This window comes from Corynebacterium glutamicum ATCC 13032 (assembly GCF_000011325.1).
Taxonomy (GTDB): Bacteria; Actinomycetota; Actinomycetes; order Mycobacteriales; family Mycobacteriaceae; genus Corynebacterium; species Corynebacterium glutamicum.
The window spans coordinates 1,448,610-1,468,556 of record NC_003450.3 but is presented as its reverse complement, the minus strand read 5'-3'; the positions used below and the strand labels follow the sequence as shown (position 1 = coordinate 1,468,556).

The following is a 19,947-nucleotide window of genomic DNA, read 5'->3' as shown; positions in this document are numbered from 1 at the left end:
GTCCTTTATGCGATTGTCTCGGCAATAGCCTTGACTGCGTCTGCGATTTCTTCGTCGGTGATCACCAGCGGCGGGGTCAAACGGATAATGTTGTCCGCCGGTGCATTCAAAATAACGCCGTGCTTAAAACCATCAAGAACAGCTTGCTTTGCGACGTCGCGCTCCAGCACCACGCCCAACATCAAGCCCCTGCCACGGACGTCTACAACGCCGTCAACCTTGGCAAGAAGTTCCTTGAACAGCTCGCCCTTGCGGGCAACTTCTGCGCAGAAAGCGTCATCGACAACAGACAGCACTGCCTTGGCAGCTGCACAAGCAACTGGGTTGCCACCGAAAGTGGTGCCGTGCTTGCCTGGGGTCATCAATTCAGCTGCACGGCCAGTGGCCAAACAAGCACCGATGGGAAGACCGCCGCCAAGTCCCTTGGCCATGGTCACCACATCGGGAACAACGCCATCGTGCTGATGTGCAAAGAAATCGCCGGTACGGCCAACGCCAGTCTGGACTTCATCGGTGATCATCAAGATGCCGTACTCATCGCACAGCTCGCGCACTGCCTTGAGGAATCCTTCAGGTGCTGGAACAACGCCCGTTTCACCCTGGATTGGCTCGAGGAAGATAGCAGCCACATCCGTTGGGTTGGTTTCTACCATTTTGCGCAAGTAATCGGTGTCGCCGTAAGGGTAGAACTCCACACCGCTTGGCATTGGCAGGAACGCTTCACGCTTGTCTGGCTGGCCAGTCAGCGCGAGGGAACCCATGGTGCGGCCGTGGAAACCATGAACTGCAGCCAGAATCCGGGAACGACCAGTCAAGCGTGCAATCTTGAAAGCAGCCTCGTTTGCTTCGGCGCCCGAGTTGCAGAAGAAAACCCGGGTTTGCGCGGCGAGGGTGGCGTCGTCAAGCGAAAAACGCTTGATGAGCTCCTCGGCGACCTCGACGACGGGCCTGGATGCGAACAAGTTTGAGACGTGACCAAGTTGGCCGATCTGGTTGGTGACCGCCTCGATGATCGCCGGGTGGGCGTGGCCCAACGCGTTGACTGCGATGCCCGCGAGCAAGTCGATGTAGACATTGCCCTGGTCATCAGTGACGGTTGCGCCCTTGCCGGACACCAGCTCAACTGGTGGGGTGCCGTACGTATTAATAATGACCTGTGGCCAAGTTTCCAGCGTGCTCATTTACAGTTCCCCATCCTTGTCGTCTTTTCTAAAAACGGTGCCTTCAGGATAATTCTCCCGATCAAAAACATCCGGCAGCACCATCGTGCCAATTCCACCCATGGTCAAAAGCTCCAGCAACACCGAGTGCGCGATGCGGCCGTCAATGACATGAGCAGCGCTTACTCCCCCACGCACCGCGTTCAAGCAAGACTCCATCTTTGGAATCATGCCGGAATCAAGTCCCGGAAGAATGGCCTCCAGCTCGGTGGCCTTGATCTTGGACACCAGTGAGCTCTTATCAGGCCAATCGGTGTACAGACCTTCCACATTGGTGAGAACCAGCAGGCGTTCTGCACCAATCGCTGCAGCCAAAGCACCTGCTGCGGTATCGGCGTTAATGTTGTAAATCTGGCCGTCTTCGCCTGGAGCAATCGTAGAGACCACAGGAATGCGACCGGCCTCGATGATATCCATCAAGGAAGAGGCATCGACATTAATGATGTCTCCGACCAAACCAATATCAGTGGGTACGCCATCGATGTTGACCATGCGCTTCTGCGCGGTAAACAGGCCGGCATCCTCACCGGAGGTTCCCACAGCGTAAGGGCCATGAGAGTTGATCAAACCAACTAAATCGCGACCGACCTGACCAAAGAGCACCATGCGCACAATGTCCATGACCTCAGGAGTGGTCACACGGAAACCACCCTTGAACTCGCCCTGGAGACCCACACGGTTTAGCATCTCAGAAATCTGAGGTCCACCACCGTGCACCACCACTGGTTTTGCGCCCACGGTGCGCAAGAAGACCATGTCGGCAGCAAAAGCAGCCTTGAGATCATCATCCACCATGGCGTTTCCGCCATATTTCACGACAACAATCTTGTCGCGGAAGTGCTGCAACCATGGCAACGCCTCAGCGAGGACATTTGCGCGCACCTCAGAGCCTAAATCTTTGATCAAGTCATTCATGCCTGTGCCCTTTTCCCTGCTTGTTAGTTGGAGTGCTGTTTCTTTTTAAGAGCTGTACGCGGAGTTGATCTCCACGTAGGAGAAGCTCAGGTCAGTGGTTCGAACTGTTGCCTGGCCTTCCCCACTGGTGCCCAAATCAATTCGGACATCAATGTCAGCGCCGGAAAGATCCACCTCACGAGCACCAGGAGCGCCAGTGGAATCAAGGCATACTGCTTGACCATTGAAGAACACAGAAATCTTCTCTGGTTCCATATCAGCATCAGCCATGCCGACTGCAGCCAACACGCGACCCCAGTTTGGATCAGATCCAAACATTGCGCACTTGAACAAATTGTCACGAGCAACAGTGCGAGCCGCATTAATCGCCTGCTCGTTGTTGGTGGTTCCCACCACTGTCACAGCAACGCGCTTGGTCACACCCTCTGCATCAGCCTGAAGCTTCGCTGCGATATCAGAACAAGCTGCGTACACCGCATCGTTGAGTTCATCCTGAGTTGGGGTGATTCCGCTAGCGCCAGATGCCAGCAGGAACACGGTGTCATTGGTGGAGGTTGATCCATCAATATCCAGGGTGTCAAACGTAACGGCCGTAGCATTAGCCAGCGCGATCTGAGCCATTTCCTGAGTAACGGATGCATCAGTGGTCAAGCAGACCAGCATGGTGGCAAGAGACGGCGCCATCATGCCCACGCCCTTGCCCATTCCGCCGACAGTCCAACCATCAGCAAACACGACGGTTTCCTTATCCACCGTGTCAGTGGTCATGATCGCCTTGGCAGCAGCTGCACCATTGTCACCCAAAGCGCCCTCAGCGGTCAGCTGATCAATACCTGCATTGAGCTTATCCATCGGAAGCAACTCACCAATAAGACCAGTGGAACACACACCAATATCGGAATCCTCCAAGCCCAAATTTTGAGCTAGATGAGAAACAGACTCACGAGCATCCTTCTCACCCTGCAGACCATTACACGCATTAGCATTACCAGCGTTGTACAAAACAGCCCTGATCTGGCCATCAGCAACGTTCTCTCGGCTCACCTTCACAGGCGCTGCGAAAACTCGGTTACGTGTAAACACGGCCGCTGCGGAAAACTCTGGACCCTGGTTAACCACCAACGCCATGTCAGGATTGCCAGAAGCTTTAATACCCGCGGTCGTTGCAGAAGCAACGAAGCCTTTCGGCGCGGTAATGCCTTTTTCTGCCATGTGGAACTCCTACTGAATTAGATGTGTTTGTTGTGTTTGCTGGTTAGGGCGCTTGGTTTGAAGCGCCGCTTTAAGGCGCTACTTTAAGGTGCGACGCCGACCTGTGGCAGGCCTGCTGCCTCATCAAAACCAACGCTTAAGTTCATGCACTGAACAGCGGCGCCGGCAGTTCCCTTGGTGAGGTTATCGATTGCGGAGGTAACAAGGACTTTGCCTGCTTCCTCATCAATTTCTACCTGCACGTGGCACATGTTGGAGCCAAGAACTGCTTGGGTTTGTGGCTGTGCACCTTCTGGAAGAACATGCACGAAGGTTTCCTGTGCATAGAACTCTTCATATACTGCGCGAGCCTGTTCTGCGGTAACGCCTTCTTTCAAAGGTGCGGTTGCAGTGGTGAGAATTCCGCGAGGTAACGGTGCAAGCACTGGGGTGAAGCTCACCTTGACTGGCTTGTCGCTGACTTCGCCGAGGTTCTGGGCAATTTCCGGGGTGTGGCGGTGCTTTCCGGAGGTGTTGTACGCCTTGAGTGAACCCATGGTTTCCGAGCCAAGTAGTGCAACAGATGCTTTCTTACCTGCACCTGATACGCCGGTGATGGACACTACGGAAACATCTGGCTCGATAAGTCCCGCTTGAACCGCAGGAAGAAGAGCCAAGGTTGCACCGGTTGGGAAACATCCTGGCACTGCTACACGCTTAGCACCACGAAGAGCCTCGCGGTGTCCTGGCATTTCTGGAATGCCATAAGGCCATGTTCCCTGGTGCTCTGAGCCGTAGAACTTCTCCCAATCTGCAGCATTTTGCAGACGAAAGTCAGCTGCACAGTCAATCACTGTGACATCTGGTCCGAGCTGAAGTGCAATTTCTGCAGAGAATCCGTGTGGAAGTCCTAGAAATACGACATCATGACCGGCTAGAGTTTCAGCTGTGGTGTCTTGAATAACACGATCCGCCAACTGCGGAATGTGTGGCATCAATTCACCGAGCGTGCTGCCTGCGGTTGATGCCGCGGTGAGTGCTCCGATTTCTAGTTCACCAGATGCATAAGCTGGATGGCCTAAAAGGAGACGAAGGATTTCTCCGCCGGCATATCCACTGGCTCCTGCGATTGCAACCTTGATTGTCATAGTTACACCATACACGTTATGCATGATCATGCAAATTATTCATGCATAAATTTTTGATTCATTGCGGGGGTGTGCATAAAAGACGGGTTAGACATGCAAAAACCCACCTACAGCTAAAACTGCAAGTGGGTAAAAGCATGAATTTTTAGTAGCCAGCGTGTCCGCCGCCACCACCTGGAAGTGCAGGTGGCGCGTCAGCTGCAGGTGCTTCCTGAACTGGAGCTGGAGCCTGCTCGACTGGTGCAGGTGCTTCCTGAACCGGTGCCGGAGCCTGCTCAACTGGAGCTTGCTCCACGACAGGTGCCTGCTCAACAGGTGCCTCGACTGGAGCCTCTTCCACAGGAGCTTCCACTGCTGGCTCTTCAACTGCGGAAGATTCCTCGGAAGTAGCCGCGGTGCTGGAGCTAGAGCTGCTGGAGGAGCTGGAAGTGGTCGAAGAAGAGGTGGTTGAGGTTTCTTCGGTGGTGTCCTCAGAGTCGCCACAAGCGACCAGTGATGCGGACAGGGCCAGTGCTGCAGCGGAAGCCGCAAGCTTACGGTAAATAGCCATATGTTTTCCTTCCCTAAGATTTGATTCCGGTAGCTACCTTAGCGGGAGCTTCGGAGTTTTCTGTGAGATTCTCAGCGCGAGTCTCAACTTTTAACGGCTTTTCGGGGCTTTTGCCGAAGAGAACTTTCAGGTCACGGACCAAAATATTGGACTGCTTCAAGCGCCTACTCCCCTTCTTGCGCGCCGTGGCCTTCATCAAAGGATCATCAACGAAGGTAAACAGCACCCACGCGAGAATGACCGACACGATGAAACACACCACTGCATAGAATGCCCAGCCAAGGAAGCCGTATTCTTTGCCAGCAATGAAATAGCGCTGCACAAACACCATGACGGGGAATTGCACCATGTAGAAGGCAAAGGAAATATTACCCAACAAAACTGCGCGAGGCGAGGCGATTTCCCCACTCTTGCCTTCAATGTCTCTCACCGCAAGCGTTGCCACAACAAAAGCCATTGGCAGGGACATGATGACAGACATCTTGAATGCCAGTGGCACAAACCAAGTAGCAACAAAAGAAACAGCCAGTGCGATCAGCGGGATGGTGATGTTGGTGTTTTTAAACATGCCTTCAGCAACCAGCTTCGCGCCAAACACACCGAGGTAGAACTCGATGAGTCTGGTCAGCGGGAAGTAGTAAGACAGCCAGTAAGATTCCAGCACGGGAATTTCTTCCTGCATAAACCACACTGGATCGGCGTGAACTTCCGCGACCGGTGACACATTGGTGTCCCACAGGCGAGGAACAAAGAAGTTCTCAATCCCCTTTGGTCCGTCCGCATAAAAGTGAATCACTGTAATCAGCGCCAGGCTCACGGCAAAGGTGATGCCAAATGCCCACCAGTTGCCCACGCCCTTCACTTTGCGCACTAACGGAATAAACAGCGGGAACGTCAGGTAGAACAGCATTTCCGCGCCCAGCGACCACGATGGTACATTCAATCCACCCAGCGTCACCCAATCAGGATTCCACGTGTGGATGAGCAGCGCATTCGGCAGCCACAGCTCTACTCGCGCAAAATCCAGCACCCAGGTAATGCCTGTAGTCGTGAACTTCGCCGACGCCACAATAAACATCGCCAACGCAATCAAGTGCATGGGATAAATCTTGGTGATGCGGCGCTTGCAGTAATACAGCACATTCTTCATGCCCTTGAGCTGGCTATTTGACCAATAGATCAAAAATCCGGACAAGATAAAGAAGAAGGTTACACCAGCTGAACCCAGCTGCATGGGGACAAATTTATGGATTGTGGCAAACAGTTCCGACTGCTGGAACGGATACACCGACAAAAACACCAACGCATGCAAAAAATAAACAGCGAGCGCCGCGAGCCACCGCGCTCCAGTGAGCGACGGCAGATTCGGGCGCTTGCCGCTAATGCTTTTCGACGTCATCTTTAGGCGTTTACTCGATCTCGCAGGATCCCTGCAGTAACCGAGTCTCCCTTAACAGATGGGTGCCACGGACCGCCGACGATTTCTGCACGTGCATCAAAGACACCGTTGACCCAAGGATCGTTGGAGCAGCTGTCGTGCCCTTCAGTCGCGCTACGCAGATCAACGTGGCTGACGCCGAGGATTCCAGCAGCACCATCAATCGCCATGTCCAACTTGTTCATGAACGAAACCAGCGCAGGTGCATCATTTTTCACCAGTGGGGTTCCACCAAGGCGAACACATACCTGACTTCCGCTGCGAGCGGTGTATTCCTGGTAACCAACCAAGGTGATCTCTGCGTTTGGTGCGTAGTACTTCAAGTAGTCAATGACTGGCTTCATGCGCTCTGCATAGTTTTCAGCAGTAACTGCATTTGGATCCTGCATCTTGCCAGCAGCAACCGCAGCATCGCCACAACCAGCGAACACATCAGTCAAGCAGGTCTGAACAGACTGCAGAAGGTTCACATTGGAAAGGCCCCACTGATCATTCTTGCCCAACTGAACAAAAATATCGGTGGTGTTTGGGCCGATTGCGCCACGAGCTTCAGCATGGCGGACTTCATCAGAGAAGTGGAATCCATCAGAGTTGATCGATGCACCGGAGCAGGAGACATCAATGAGGTCTCCCGCGCCAAGTCCCAGCTGAGACTGCAGCTGATCTGCCCAGTTGTTTGCACCCTTGAGGCAGCCACGCTCATCGGTACGGAATGGAGCATTGGTGCCAGAGGTGTGGGAGTCACCGAAAACAACGACCTTTGCGCCACCTTCAGGAGCACGGCTATCAGCCACACCACCACTTGAGGTGAGTGCTCGAGTGATGTCTGTTGATGAGCTGCCACTACTTTGTGCTGTTGCGGGTGTCATTAATCCAACCAGTACAGCAGATGCTGCCAATGCTGCACCGATCACAGAGGCCAGTTTTCGCTGAGCCATGTTTGCTTCTCCTTTTCCCGCTCGCACCTTTTGGGGAACTGTTGTGGGACTGTTATTCGACGTACAAAACAATAACAGGCGATCACGATTTCAATGCATTTGCCTGCCAATCAATTAACTTCAGTCACAACAGTAACACCAGTTACTGTATTTTGGGTGTTTAAGCAAAAACTAACTGTTTCCTCAGCTCCCCCACCGCCACAACCCGAAACTTCGATTTCACGGCAGCAATTTCACATCAGCGGGTTCTCGGGGGCGATTTCTTACCTACAATACTGCTAGGAAAATCATCAAGAACCTATTGAAATTGCCCTTAAGAAATTGAGTATGCAAAATTGAGCGCAAGGTATCGAACTTAAGGGGCGACTTCACATCCCACGACTTCACGTACTCAACTTCTCACCGCACGACTTCACGAGGAAAAGCCGGAAAATCACACTGAAGTCGACCACGTGAAGTCGGTGTCGCAGTTCACAGCACAGCAAAAGACGCCCCGGTGGGATTAACCACCAGGGCGCCTATAGAACCTATGTGAAACTAGCCACGCATTTCAGCGTTGAATTTCTCCTTTGCTAGCTCTGCTGCCTGAAGTCGTGCTTCGTTGGCTTCCTCATCGGTGAGGGTGCGGTCGGTTGCGCGGAAACGCAGGGAGAACGCGAGGGATTTCTTGTTCTCGCCGAGCTGTTCGGAGCGGTAGACGTCGAAAAGCTCGACCGTTTCGATCAGTTCGCCGGCGCCGGCTTCGACAACTGCGCGGACATCTTCGGCCGGGATGGTCTCATCCACAACTAGGGCGATGTCTTGGTGCAGTGCTGGGAAGGAGGACAGGACTGGCGCTGGGAGGTTTTCTACCAGTGGCAGTGCGCTGAGATCCAGTTCCATTGCACAGGTGCGTGCTGGTAGACCGGCCTTTTCCAGGATCTGTGGGTGAAGTTCGCCAGCGTAACCGACGGGGGTACCGTCGATAAGCAATGCGGCGCAACGACCTGGGTGCCAAGGAAGCGCGTCGGCGTTGGCCAGCTCCAAGGTGACGCCAGCAGCGCGGGCGACTGCGCGCGCGGATTCAATCGCGTCGGCGAAGGTGTAGGCGCGGCCCTTGCCCCATGGGCCTTCGAACTCGATGTTGCCGGTGCCCACGGTTGCGACATGCAGTGGCTGGTTTGGCAGTGAATCCACCAGTTCTGCCACGACAGACTCTTCAGGGCGTGAAGCAACAGATGGCATTGGGGAAACGCCGGATCCGTGCTCGAAGGCGACCTGCTGCAGGCCGAACAGGGAGAAATCGTTGTGTCCACGTGCAACGTTGCGCTTGACAGCATCGAGCATGGAGGGCAGCAAGGAGGTGCTCAGGACGTTGCGTTCTGCCTCAAGTGGGTTGAGAACGGAAACGGTCTTGCGGCGCTCGTCGTCTGCTGCGAGTCCCCATACATCGAAGACCTCTGGGTCCATGAATGGGCTTGGGATGATTTCGGCGTAGCCAGCGTAAGCCAAAGCGTGGCCAACGGCGCGGCGGCGCTTCTGTGCATCGGTTAGTCCACGGCCTGCTGGTGCGGTTGGGATGATGGTTGGAATTGCTTCCAAACCTTCGAGGCGGAGTACTTCTTCCACGAGGTCAGCGGACATGGTGAGGTCACCGCGCCAGGTTGGAGGGGTTACTTCCAAGGTGTCGCCGGAAACAGCGACGGTGCATCCGACCTCTTCCAGACGAGCGATCACAGTTTCTGCGGAATAATCCACGCCTGCGAGCTCGGAAGGTCGAGTGACCTTCATGGTGATGGGTTGCATGGCAGGGACATCACCAACGAGGGTGCGACCCGCATCGACGGTGCCGCCTGCGATCTCCACGAGAAGGGTTGCTGCGATATCGAGGGCGATTTCCACGATCGCAGGGTCAACGCCACGCTCGAAACGTCGAGAAGCTTCGGAGCTCAACTTGTGGCGACGTGAGGTGCGCGCAACGGTGATGGTGTCCCAGGTTGCGGCCTCGAAGTAGACATCGGTGGTGGTGTCAGAGATCTCGGAGGTGAGACCACCCATAACGCCAGCCAAAGACTGAATGCCGTTGTCATCGGTGATCACAACGTCTTCCTCATTGAGGGTGCGCTTGACGTGATCGAGGGTTTCGAACTTCTCGCCTGCAGTTGCGTTGCGGACAACAAGATCGCCAGTAACCTTGGCTGCGTCGAAAGCATGCATCGGCTGGCCGAGCAGCAACATGACGTAGTTGGTGACGTCGGTGGCGGCGTTGACTGGTCGCTGACCAGAGAGCATGAGTTCACGCTGCATCCAGAATGGGGATTCTGCTGCTGGATCAATGCCAGAGACTTTACGCAGACCGAAACGGATTGCCTTGGTCTCTTCACGCAGCTCCACGTTAATCAAGGAACCTTCAACTGCTGGGACCTTGACCTCAATGCCTGCTACAGCTGGCTCGATCGCAGGGTCGGTGAAGGTCAGGCTGAAAGCCGATGCCAGTTCGCGGGTCAGGCCACGAGCAGACAGTGCGTAACCGCGGTCTGGGGTGACGTTGACATCGAAAACGGTATCTTCAAGTCCCAGTGCTTGACGTGCGTCTTCGCCAGGCTCGCCGTAAGAAGGATCCAGGGTGATGATGCCGGAGTTCTGCTTATCAGCAAGACCCAGCTCAGAGGCAGAACAGATCATGCCTGCAGACATGCGTCCGTAAGTTTCACGAGCAGAGATCGCGAAATCGCCAGGCAGCACAGCGCCAGGAAGGGACACGACAACGGTGTCGCCTTCCTTGAAGTTGCGGGCGCCACAAACGATGGACTGCAGTTCGCCGGTTCCGTTGGCGTCGCCAACATTGACGTGGCAGTGGCGGATGGGCTTCTTGAACTCGGTGAGCTCTTCGATGGTTTCCACGCGGCCGAAAACGAGTGGTCCGGTGGTTTCAGGGATTGGCCAGTAGCCTTCGGTTTCAAAGCCGACGCGGACATAACCTGAGTCCAAATCAGACGATGGCACCTTCCAGCCTTCGTTTGCGTGGCCCAGCAGTCCCGTCACCCAGTTTTGTGCAATCAACATGGTGGAATTTTGCTCCTATATATAAGTCGTGTGCGGGATGAGTTATGCCTGAATGCCGAATGGGAGGGTGAAGCGAATATCGCCCTCAACCATGTCGCGCATATCGCTCAGGCCGTTGCGGAACTGCAGGGTACGTTCAATGCCCATGCCGAACGCGAATCCGGTGTACTCCTCTGGGTCAACACCCACGGCACGAAGCACGTTTGGGTTGACCATGCCACAGCCACCCCACTCGATCCAGCCTGCACCACCCTTCTTGTTAGGGAACCACACATCAACCTCAGCGGAAGGCTCGGTGAATGGGAAGTAGTTGGAGCGCATACGAGTCTTGGTCTCTGGGCCGAAGAGTTCCTTGGCCAGGTGATCCAAGGTGCCGCGCAGGTGAGCCATAGTCAGACCCTTATCAACTGCAAGGCCTTCGATCTGGTGGAACACAGGGGTGTGTGTTGCATCGAGTTCGTCGGTACGGAACACACGGCCAGGGCATGCGATGTAGATCGGAACTTCACGGTTGAGCATGGTGCGCACCTGAACTGGTGAGGTGTGGGTACGCAGCACCTGGCGGGAGCCTTCCGGCGCAATGTGGAAGGTGTCCTGCAGTGTACGAGCTGGGTGATCAGGCAGGAAGTTCAGTGCGTCGAAGTTGAAGTATTCTGCTTCCACCTCTGGGCCCTCGGCGATTTCCCAGCCCATGCCCACGAAGATGTCTGCGATCTGCTCGTTGAGGATCGTGATGGGGTGCAGCGCACCAACCTGCTCGCGGGTGGTTGGAACGGTGACGTCAACGCGCTCAAGCTCTAGGACTTCTGCGTTGCGCTTTTCTTCCAAAACAACCTTGACCTGAGCAAAGTGCTTTTCTGCGCGACCAAGTGCCATGTTGACAAAGCGGCCCGCATCCTTGCGCTGATCTTTAGGAATAGTTCCCAATGAGCGTCGTGCCTGCGGAATAGGTGCGGCATCACCCAAGTGATCGCGGCGTAGTGCTGCGAGTTCATCTAGGTTTTGTGCACCGTCGAAAGCCTTGATCGCGGCGTCGGCCGCCTCGTTCAAACTGGCTTCGGTCAACTGAATTTCGGACACCGTGTAGTCCAGCCCTTCCCTCATGTTTATTGTTAAGTCAACTAACCCCGCCATCATACCCGCTGGGCATGAATTGGGGTTTACTCACCGGCGAATAGTGCCTTGGAGGATTCGTACAGACAAATTGACGCTGCTGTGGCCAAATTGAGTGATTCTGCGCGGCCGCGGATCGGAATACGCACGCGGTGATCAGCCTGAGCAAGCAGGCTCTCATCAAGTCCGTGAGCTTCATTACCAAAAAGCCATGCGGTTGGCTTGGCTAGCAGCTCATCGGCGTCATCGAGGTCTACTTCCCCATCGGCTGAGGTCGCAAGGATCTGCAGACCCTTGGAACGAAGCTGCCCCAAGACATCTGCGATGTTGTTGTTGCGTGCCACTGGAATGTGAAACAGCGATCCCGCTGAGGAGCGCACAGCTTTTGCGCCAAGTGGATCTACTGATTCACCAGCGAAGACGACGGCGTCGGCGCCGACCGCGTCGGATACGCGAATCAAGGTTCCGGCATTACCGGGCTCGCGGGTCTCAACCGGCACGCTCACTAGACGTGGCTGGCCGGTGATCGCCTTGCCGACTGACCACAGGACGTCGTCGCAAAGCGCAAAAATGCCCGTGGTGGTGACGGTGTCGCTAAGATGCTTCGCGGCCTTGTCCGTGATCGCGTGGGTGTAGACATTCATGTAACCGGCGGTGCGGACGATTTCCTCGAAGCGCTCCGCAGCGGATTCAGTGACAAAGAGGTCAGTTGCTGCGCCGGTAGCGACAGCTGCTTCAACGGAATTTTCGCCTTCAACTAGAAAACGCTTATCTTTTTTGCGCTGCGCGGCGCGATGCAGTTTAGCTGCGTTGACGATGCGCGGGGTGCGTTCGGTAAACGCCTCATTAAAGTCCAATGCCATGCTCATAACACTAACAGTTAACCGTGCGGTCAACTTTGCTCCCTATCCTTAAAAAGCCCACAGAAAAGGATGTATAAGAATATGCACATTGTTGCCCATCGCGGTGCGGAAGATCTGCACCTCGAAAACACCATGACCGCTTTCCAGGCTGCCGCGCCCGCTGACGCTTTTGAGCTGGATATCCACGCCACCGCTGACAATCAGGTCATCGTTATCCACGACCGCACCGCAGCGCGTGTTGCCGCGCCAGATTCCCTGCACCGCGACACCCCGGTTGCGCGCTTAAGCGCCGCGCAAATCAAGGAGATAACGCTTATCGACGGATCCCCCGTACCAACCCTGGAGGAAGTTCTACTCCAGACGAGCCTGCCGATCCAAGTGGAAATCAAATCTGCCGGTGCAGTTCCAGCAGCCGCAGCATTATTGCAGAAATACCCAGAGCACCTGGAGCGCCTGCTGTTCATCAGTTTCATCGATGCAGCACTGGTGGAAATCGTGGATCGACTGCCAGAAGCTCGCGTGGGAATCTTGCGCGATGCGTCCATGGATGATCTGCGCATTCTTGATTACATCCCGCTAAAAAATGTGGGCGCGATCTTGCCCTCGTGGAAAGCACTAAACGTGGCGTCAATTGCTGATCTACATACCAAGGGAATCAAGGTTGGCTGCTGGACAATTCGGGATGAAAATGCGTTTGGGATCGCACAACAAGCTGGCGTTGATTACGCCACTGTTAGCGATCCCTCTCGTTTCCTCGCGCCCTCCCCTGCTGGGGAGTTGCACTGGTAAATAATCTAGTGACCAGCCTGGACTGTATGGGCTGGAGCTAGAACCGTTGCACCGATTCGACGGCCATCAAGACCGTCGAAGAGGTGAACATCCTTCGGTGCAGCAACAACGTGCACCTTATCGCCGGCCTTCAGACCGTGATGGCGCTCAACACGAATACCCAGCCGGGCCTTATCGGTCTCTTCAGCACCGACAACGGTCACGCGCATATCCTCTGGAATGCCCTCACCCAAAAGATCAGTATTCGGGTTCTTCACACCAGACGCCAATACGTAGACCATTGAATCCGCGCCGAGCTCATCAATGTGGCTGACTTCGCCCAATACAGCACCACTCTCATTCGCCGTGGTCAAATACATGTGCTCGGGACGAGCACCAACAATGACTGGACGACCCTCAAAGCGATCCGGGTTGTTGCGAACCTCTGCTGCCACCTCATCAGGAACTGAAATCTGAATTCCAGTACCCAAAGTGACCTTATCGCCACGGATGGTGCCCTCAATCAAGTTCATGGAAGGGGAACCAATGAAGCTGGCGACGAACGCATTTGCTGGGTAGTCGTACAGGTTCTGCGGGGTGTCTACTTGCTGCAGCACACCGAGCAAAAGCACAGCGACGCGATCACCCATGGTCATGGCCTCGACCTGATCGTGAGTCACATACACCGTGGTCACGCCCATGCGACGCTGCAAACCAGAGATCTCCGCACGCGTAGACACACGCAGCTTCGCATCTAGGTTGGACAGTGGCTCATCCATGCAGAACACCGATGGCTCACGCACAATTGCACGGCCCATGGCCACGCGCTGGCGCTGACCACCAGACAAAGCTGCAGGCTTACGATCAAGATACGGATCCAGCTGCAGAATGCGTGAGGCTTCAGCAACACGCTTTTCGATCTCAGCCTTAGCCACCTTCTGATTCTTCAGCGCAAAGCCCATGTTGTCCCGAACAGTCATATTCGGGTACAGCGCGTAGCTCTGGAAGACCATAGCGATGTCACGATCCTGCGGACGCAGTTCCGTGGCGTCTTTACCATCAATGAGTAGACGTCCCTCGTCGATAGGCTCAAGACCAGCCAGCATGCGCAAAGAAGTGGACTTTCCACAGCCTGAGGGTCCAACGAGAACTAGGAACTCGCCGTCGGCGATTTCCAAATTAAGCTTGTCGACGGCCGGGCGTGCGCCCGGAGAGTATTTGCGTGTGACGTTTTCAAAGACGATTGACGCCATGTCACAGCCTCCTTAAATAGGTGTAGCTGAAGTGCTCGGATTAAATAAGTGGTTCGATGTCGCGGGTGTAGATGGTGTTCAGCTTGGTCTCAACCTCAGCCAGGGTGACATCGATGTCTGCACCAGTCAGGCAGATCTTCTCCAGTGCGTCACCGATGGTGCGGTCACCGTTTGGCAGCAGCACGCGGAAGTTGTCCTGGGAACGGGTATCAGGAAGCTGCTCCACTGCAACGTTGTATGCAGGGTTCTCCTCGAGGAATGCTGCGTGATCTGGATCAGATGCAGCATCCTTACGAACTGGAACATAACCGGTCTCGCGGGACCAGTAGCCAGTGTTCGCGGCGTTGGTGAGGAAGTCGATGAACTTCAGGGCGTTGTCCTGACGCTGCTCAGAGATGCCAGATGGGATTCCCAGGCCTGCGCCACCGGTTGGGCAAGCGCCCTCGCCGGTTGGGTTAGGAAGTGCTGCTACGCCCCAGTCGAAGCTTGCAGCGCCGGCAACCGAAGACAGATCACCGGTGGACTGGATGCATGAACCGATCAGGCCGGTTGCGAACTCGTTGGTGACGTCGGTGGAGACGGTTGCGAAACCTTCATCAACGGTGGACTTGAGCCACTCAACTGCACGGATGGTCTCTGGGGTAGTCAGACGGGACTCCCAACCTTCAGAGTAGTTGCCGCCGAGGGACCACATTGGGCCTTCGAAAGTCCAAGAAAGGTAGTTGGTTGCATCTCCCCAACCGTGTGCGAAACCACTGTCCATCGCTTCCTGCAGCTTTGGACCCCACTCGGAGAACTCTTCCCATGACTCTGGGCCACGATCTTCCAGGCCAGCCTTAGCCCACAGATCCTTGTTGTAGTAGAAGAGGACAGTGGAGCGAGCGAAAGGCAAACCATAGTGGCCACCCTCGTGTGAGTAGTCATTGAACAGGGAGTCAACGTAGGTGGAGGTGTCGATGTTGTTGCGCTTTGCAACCTCATCGATGTTCACGGTTGCGCCGTTGATGGCGAAGTTAAACCACTCGGTGTCAGAAAGAACCACGAGGTCAGGAAGGTCGCCGCCAGAAAGAGCGGCATTGAACTTCTGGGAAACCTCAGCGTAGTTAGCTCCAGCATCAACCAGCTGAACCTTCAGATCTGGGTTTTCAGCCTCGAAGCGGGAAATCAGCTCCAGCTCAACGTCCTTGGAGTTCGCTGGGTGGTTAGACCACCAAACGATGGTGTTGGTGTCACTCTCTGAACCAGAATCGCTGGAGGAAGAAGTGCTTCCACCGGTACCCGCACATGCTGCCAAAGTTGCGCCTGCGCCTGCAACAGTTGCTGCAGCCAGGAAGTGACGACGAGAAATCTGAGCCATTTTCAGTCCTTATATATGTAGTGGGAGGGATATGGGTTGTGTTAACCCATGGAGAAGCTTCTAGGAGAAGCCTTTAGCGAGAAGTTTTTAGCGAGAAGTTTTTAGCCCTTGACGGCGCCGGAGATAAGTCCCTTGATCATGTACTGCTGCAGTGCCAAGAACATCACAAGCACAGGCAACATGGTCATGATCGTTGCGGCCATGACAGGTCCCCAGTTGGAGACACCCTCATTGTTTTGAAGCATGGTCAAACCAATGGGCAGAGTTGCTGAATTATCGGTTTCTGCCATCAGGAAAGGCCACAGGTATTGGTTCCATTCATTCACCACGGTGATCATGGAGAACGCCACCAACGTAGGCATAGAGATTGGAAGCAAAACCTTCCAGAGCAACCTGAAGTGTCCACAGTGATCCATTCGCGCAGCTTCAATGAGCTCAGAAGGAATAGACATGAAGTGGTTACGCATGAGGAACGTTCCGAAAGCAATACCCGCTAGCGGAACGATGATGCCCTGGTAGGTATCGCGCCAACCAAGCTGACTGACCAACGCATAGTTGGAAATAACAGTCACTTCGGAAGGCACCATCAGCGCGGAGATAACCAGCAAGAACACAAGGTTTCGACCCGGGAAGCGCAAAATCGACAACGCATATGCAGAGATCACACCCAAGATAATCTTCACCAGACACAAAATAACCGTGATGATGATCGAGTTGCGGAAGTAGTTCAGGAACGGAACCCGCTCGAAAACATTTGCATAGTTATCGAAATTAAATTCCGAAGGGAACCACGTGACCGGCTGGGTGTAAATCTCTGACTGCTGCTTGAAGCTAGTCAGCACAATAAATACCAGCGGAAGGCCAATGAACAAGATGGCAAGAACCATGCCGACATAGCCCATGATTTTGACCAAAACGTTTCTATCAGTCGAGATCATTTCTGCTTGTTCTCCTTATCCATGTATCGAACCTGGATAACAGTGATAATCAGCAGCAACAGGAACAAAATCGTTGCGATTGTTGCACCATATCCCGCGCGATAGTTGGTGAAAGTCTCGGTGTACACCTGGTAAACCAAGGTGGTCGTACCGTTACCCAAGGGGCCACCACGAGTCATGGTGTGAATGATGTCGAAGACCTGAACCGAGTTCAGCGTGACAGTAATAGAAAGGAAGAACGTGGTTGGGCGAAGCTGCGGAAGAGTAACCTTCCAAAAACGTGTCCACGCGCTCGCGCCATCCACCGCTGCGGCCTCAGACAAATCCTTGTTTAGCCCCTGCAATGCAGCCAGGTAGATAACAAAGGAGTAGCCCAAGTTCTTCCACACGAAAGTGAACGTCACCATGAACAATGCCCAGTTAGGGTTTTGGTAGAACTGTGGCGAATCAACGCCGATGCGTCCCAGCAAGTCCTGAACCAAACCAAAATTAGGGTCAAAAACGAACTGGAAAGCAACACCAATGGCAGCACCGGAAATCACAAACGGGGCAAACACCATGGAACGCACAAAGTTACGGCCGAAAAGCTTCTGATCCAACAACATGGCCAGGAGCAAACCGAGCACCATCGATCCGATCACAGCACATGCCGTGAAGATGACGGTGTTTAAAACAACTTGGAGAGTGTCACTACGAGTGAAGAACTCAACGTAGTTATCAAACCCAATGAAGGTTGATGTGGGCGAGGAAATGTTCCAGTTGAAAAAGGACAACCGGAAGTTATCTAACAGTGGCCGATACGTAAAGATGGCCAAGAGAAGCAAGTTTGGGGCAAGAAGTGCGGCGGCAAGCCACCATTCTGTCCGCCTTGATCTCTTGGCACGTTTACGTAGCTTATCCACCTCGGGTTCAGAAATTAATGTGGACACGAGCGGAAATGTTATGTGACCTAAATGTCCGATTAGTGTTTTCTAATTGAATTGTTCGAGTCTGAAACCAACATAATGCATAAATAAGGTGACGTTTAAGTGAATTAACCTGTTTCTCAGCTTCATTTCCTTGGAAGCCTGCTCCCAGTCTATGTACTATCGCGCGCGCATGCGTGCCGACCACTCCCCTAGGGCTCAACGTTCACCGCGTGCAATCATCCCGGTTAAGCGGTCAAAAATAAACAAAAAGTTACCGTTTTTAAGAAAACCAGTTGGTGTGTAGTAGCCAAAATACTCAGAACGGACCAATGCGGTTATCAACTTTCTCGCAGTCTCCACATCCATTACAGTCTCCATGTTCACTGACTCCCCTTTATTGGATCTTTCGGAAAATAGCCAGTAGTTTGCTTCTTCCCAGCCCATCCAATCAAAAGAAATCATCAACCCAGACTGCGACGAAAAGTAGATAACCTCCGACGCCAATGACTTGTAGATCTCATCTAAAACCTGATCTTTTTCCGAGTCATGTTCCAGAAACCGCTGGACAACAGGATGCTCGGCTTGAAGCGCCTTGAATCGCTCATTGATATCAACCATGTGTCTGACTGCTTCATCACTAAAAGTGAATCGTTCCCCTTCTTGGCTTGGGCCGACTTCTTCCCAGCCAAATTCCCTGTTCACTCTCATGATTCCTCCCCATGGGTTGGTGCAGTAACTCCTGGAACCATATCTCCTGGGGTGGACACGGGGATTGATCATTGGCACATAGTTTCCAATCTAGTCGCAAGGCGAAGTGCGCCAGCGCAAATGTGAATCTATGCAGTGACTGAATCGGAATCCTTCGCACCAAATGGATAAGACTCGGTGTACTTTAGCAACAAGGAAAAATAACTATCTACGGCCTGTTAATAGTTCAACCTACAGGCCAAACCCGCCTTCATTAATGAATTGTGAGATCGACCATGACATTGCTCTTGAAGCCAATTTTGCAGGCTGCGGGAATCAATCCTGAAGATGCGTTAGCAATGCGTCATGTATTTATTTCGATCCACGAGGACACCAATTCCAATGGTATTACCCGTGAATCTAAAGACGAAGAGATTCTCGCCTACACAGCTAGCCAGTCAAGTGATCCGCGTAGATTCCCACTGAATCCGCCACGCTTCTGGATGGTGTTCATCCGAGAAGGTGGCTCGCAGGCTCGACTATGGAAAGTGGTGGAAAACCACGGCGAAGTCACCAATGATGGCGTACGCAGAGTCTTCAACCTTACTGAGATTGAACTCATGGATGACCTTGCAGGCAGACTCGTTATTCGTTGGAATTCACCACGCAAGTGGTGGATTAAGGGCACTACTGCTGCCCTATACACCGTGGATACTATTGCCGATGCGGAGCCTATTCCGTTTCCAGGTTTCGACAATCTTGTCCTGAGCTACCCATTTCTTCAAGAAGTGATGCGTGAACCTGCCTATGCTTCGTGGCGCACAGCTCTTGGTGCTGTCAAAGGTATTTACCTCATTACCGATACCCGTACTGGCCGCCACTATGTCGGCAAAGCTGAAGGACTAGAAAACATACGCCAACGCTGGAACAGCTACGCCACCAATGGACATGGCGGAAACGTAAAACTCAAACAGCTTAAGCCCGACACATTTCGTTTTTCGTTGCTTCGGGTCTTTGATCCCGCAACTCCAACTAGCATTATTAACGCTGCTGAAAGCCACTTTAAAATTGCTCTCGACACGATCAAGCACGGATTAAACGCAAACTAATCGCAGCTCCCCAACCCCAAAAATAGAAAAAGACCTGTCCCCCGCCACCGTGAAGGTGACAGGACACAGGTCAATTCGTTTGTAAGCTTAAGCAGCCTTTGGAGCGTTAACGTCCTCAGGAAGTGCAGCCTTTGCAGCCTCGCAGATTGCGGAGAAGGTTGCAAAGTCGTTGACTGCGAGATCAGCGAGGATCTTGCGGTCGACCTCGATCTCAGCAAGGCGAAGGCCCTGGATGAGACGGTTGTAGGTGATGCCGTTCATACGTGCAGCAGCGTTGATACGCTGGATCCACAGCTTACGGAACTCGCTCTTACGGGCGCGACGATCGCGGTAAGAGTAAGTCATGGAGTGCAGCCACTGCTCCTTAGCCTTACGGTAAAGGCGTGAGCGCTGGCCGCGGTAGCCCTTTGCGGACTTCAGAATTTCGCGACGCTTCTTCTTTGCGTTAACGGACCGCTTGACACGTGCCACGGTGGTACTTCCTTAAATCTTGTCTTGAAAGGTGG

At 53.8% G+C, this 19,947-nt stretch carries 18 protein-coding genes; 2 read left to right on the top strand and 16 right to left on the bottom strand.

The annotated features are described in order from the left end of the window. Positions 1–5: 5 nt before the first annotated feature. From CGL_RS06980 to CGL_RS06935, 10 genes are all read right to left on the bottom strand, one after another. The gene (locus CGL_RS06980; RefSeq protein WP_011014334.1) at positions 6–1,181 is read right to left on the bottom strand and encodes an acetylornithine transaminase; all 1,176 of its coding nucleotides are present in this window, start codon (positions 1,179–1,181) and stop codon (positions 6–8) included. Further along, on the bottom strand, positions 1,182–2,135 hold the full coding sequence (argB, locus tag CGL_RS06975; RefSeq protein WP_003858695.1) for an acetylglutamate kinase: 954 nt from the start codon (positions 2,133–2,135) through the stop codon (positions 1,182–1,184). Between the two features lie 45 nt (positions 2,136–2,180). After that, positions 2,181–3,347, bottom strand: coding sequence for a bifunctional glutamate N-acetyltransferase/amino-acid acetyltransferase ArgJ (gene argJ, locus CGL_RS06970; RefSeq protein WP_011014333.1), 1,167 nt, complete (start codon positions 3,345–3,347; stop codon positions 2,181–2,183). 83 nt (positions 3,348–3,430) lie between these two features. Beyond that, on the bottom strand, positions 3,431–4,474 hold the full coding sequence (gene argC / locus CGL_RS06965) for an N-acetyl-gamma-glutamyl-phosphate reductase (RefSeq protein WP_003858698.1): 1,044 nt from the start codon (positions 4,472–4,474) through the stop codon (positions 3,431–3,433). Between the two features lie 145 nt (positions 4,475–4,619). Then, positions 4,620–5,024, bottom strand: coding sequence for a hypothetical protein (locus CGL_RS06960; RefSeq protein WP_003861594.1), 405 nt, complete (start codon positions 5,022–5,024; stop codon positions 4,620–4,622). Between the two features lie 13 nt (positions 5,025–5,037). After that, positions 5,038–6,423, bottom strand: coding sequence for an acyltransferase family protein (locus CGL_RS06955; RefSeq protein ID WP_011014331.1), 1,386 nt, complete (start codon positions 6,421–6,423; stop codon positions 5,038–5,040). Positions 6,424–6,425: 2 nt separating this feature from the next. After that, positions 6,426–7,400 carry an SGNH/GDSL hydrolase family protein gene (locus CGL_RS06950; RefSeq protein ID WP_003858702.1) on the bottom strand — a complete coding sequence of 325 codons (975 nt, stop codon included), beginning with the start codon at positions 7,398–7,400 and terminating at the stop codon, positions 6,426–6,428. Positions 7,401–7,937: 537 nt separating this feature from the next. Then, entirely contained in the window at positions 7,938–10,445 is a 2,508-nt protein-coding gene (gene pheT, locus CGL_RS06945) for a phenylalanine--tRNA ligase subunit beta (RefSeq protein WP_011014330.1), read from the bottom strand. Positions 10,446–10,487: 42 nt separating this feature from the next. Beyond that, positions 10,488–11,549 (bottom strand): phenylalanine--tRNA ligase subunit alpha, encoded by a 1,062-nt coding sequence (pheS, locus tag CGL_RS06940; protein ID WP_011897202.1) that lies wholly within the window; start codon positions 11,547–11,549, stop codon positions 10,488–10,490. A 56-nt stretch (positions 11,550–11,605) separates the two neighbouring features. After that, positions 11,606–12,421, bottom strand: a complete 816-nt coding sequence (locus CGL_RS06935) for a TrmH family RNA methyltransferase (protein ID WP_003858706.1) — start codon at positions 12,419–12,421, stop codon at positions 11,606–11,608. An 81-nt stretch (positions 12,422–12,502) separates the two neighbouring features. Between CGL_RS06935 and CGL_RS06930 the strand changes: the two genes are divergently transcribed. Continuing rightward, complete coding sequence (locus tag CGL_RS06930) at positions 12,503–13,210, top strand: glycerophosphodiester phosphodiesterase (protein WP_011014328.1); 708 nt, start codon at positions 12,503–12,505, stop codon at positions 13,208–13,210. 5 nt (positions 13,211–13,215) lie between these two features. Here CGL_RS06930 and CGL_RS06925 read toward each other — a convergent pair whose 3' ends face one another. The 5 genes from CGL_RS06925 to CGL_RS06905 all read right to left on the bottom strand — a co-directional run bounded on the left by CGL_RS06925 (position 13,216) and on the right by CGL_RS06905 (position 18,353). Then, positions 13,216–14,442 (bottom strand): ABC transporter ATP-binding protein, encoded by a 1,227-nt coding sequence (locus CGL_RS06925; RefSeq protein ID WP_011014327.1) that lies wholly within the window; start codon positions 14,440–14,442, stop codon positions 13,216–13,218. 40 nt (positions 14,443–14,482) lie between these two features. Continuing rightward, positions 14,483–15,799 (bottom strand): ABC transporter substrate-binding protein, encoded by a 1,317-nt coding sequence (locus CGL_RS06920; protein WP_011014326.1) that lies wholly within the window; start codon positions 15,797–15,799, stop codon positions 14,483–14,485. A 101-nt stretch (positions 15,800–15,900) separates the two neighbouring features. After that, a complete protein-coding gene (locus CGL_RS06915; protein ID WP_011014325.1) occupies positions 15,901–16,737 on the bottom strand; it encodes a carbohydrate ABC transporter permease in 837 nt (278 codons plus the stop codon). Beyond that, positions 16,734–17,666, bottom strand: a complete 933-nt coding sequence (locus CGL_RS06910) for a carbohydrate ABC transporter permease (protein WP_011265737.1) — start codon at positions 17,664–17,666, stop codon at positions 16,734–16,736. The genes CGL_RS06915 and CGL_RS06910 overlap by 4 nt, the downstream gene beginning before the upstream one ends. Positions 17,667–17,861: 195 nt before the next feature. Then, complete coding sequence (locus tag CGL_RS06905; protein WP_011265736.1) at positions 17,862–18,353, bottom strand: DUF6508 domain-containing protein; 492 nt, start codon at positions 18,351–18,353, stop codon at positions 17,862–17,864. Between the two features lie 275 nt (positions 18,354–18,628). Here CGL_RS06905 and CGL_RS06900 point away from each other — a divergent pair, with 275 nt between their 5' ends. Next, on the top strand, positions 18,629–19,441 hold the full coding sequence (locus CGL_RS06900) for a GIY-YIG nuclease family protein (RefSeq protein WP_011014322.1): 813 nt from the start codon (positions 18,629–18,631) through the stop codon (positions 19,439–19,441). An 87-nt stretch (positions 19,442–19,528) separates the two neighbouring features. Here CGL_RS06900 and rplT read toward each other — a convergent pair whose 3' ends face one another. Continuing rightward, a complete protein-coding gene (rplT, locus tag CGL_RS06895; RefSeq protein WP_003858719.1) occupies positions 19,529–19,912 on the bottom strand; it encodes a 50S ribosomal protein L20 in 384 nt (127 codons plus the stop codon). Positions 19,913–19,947 lie beyond the last annotated feature (35 nt).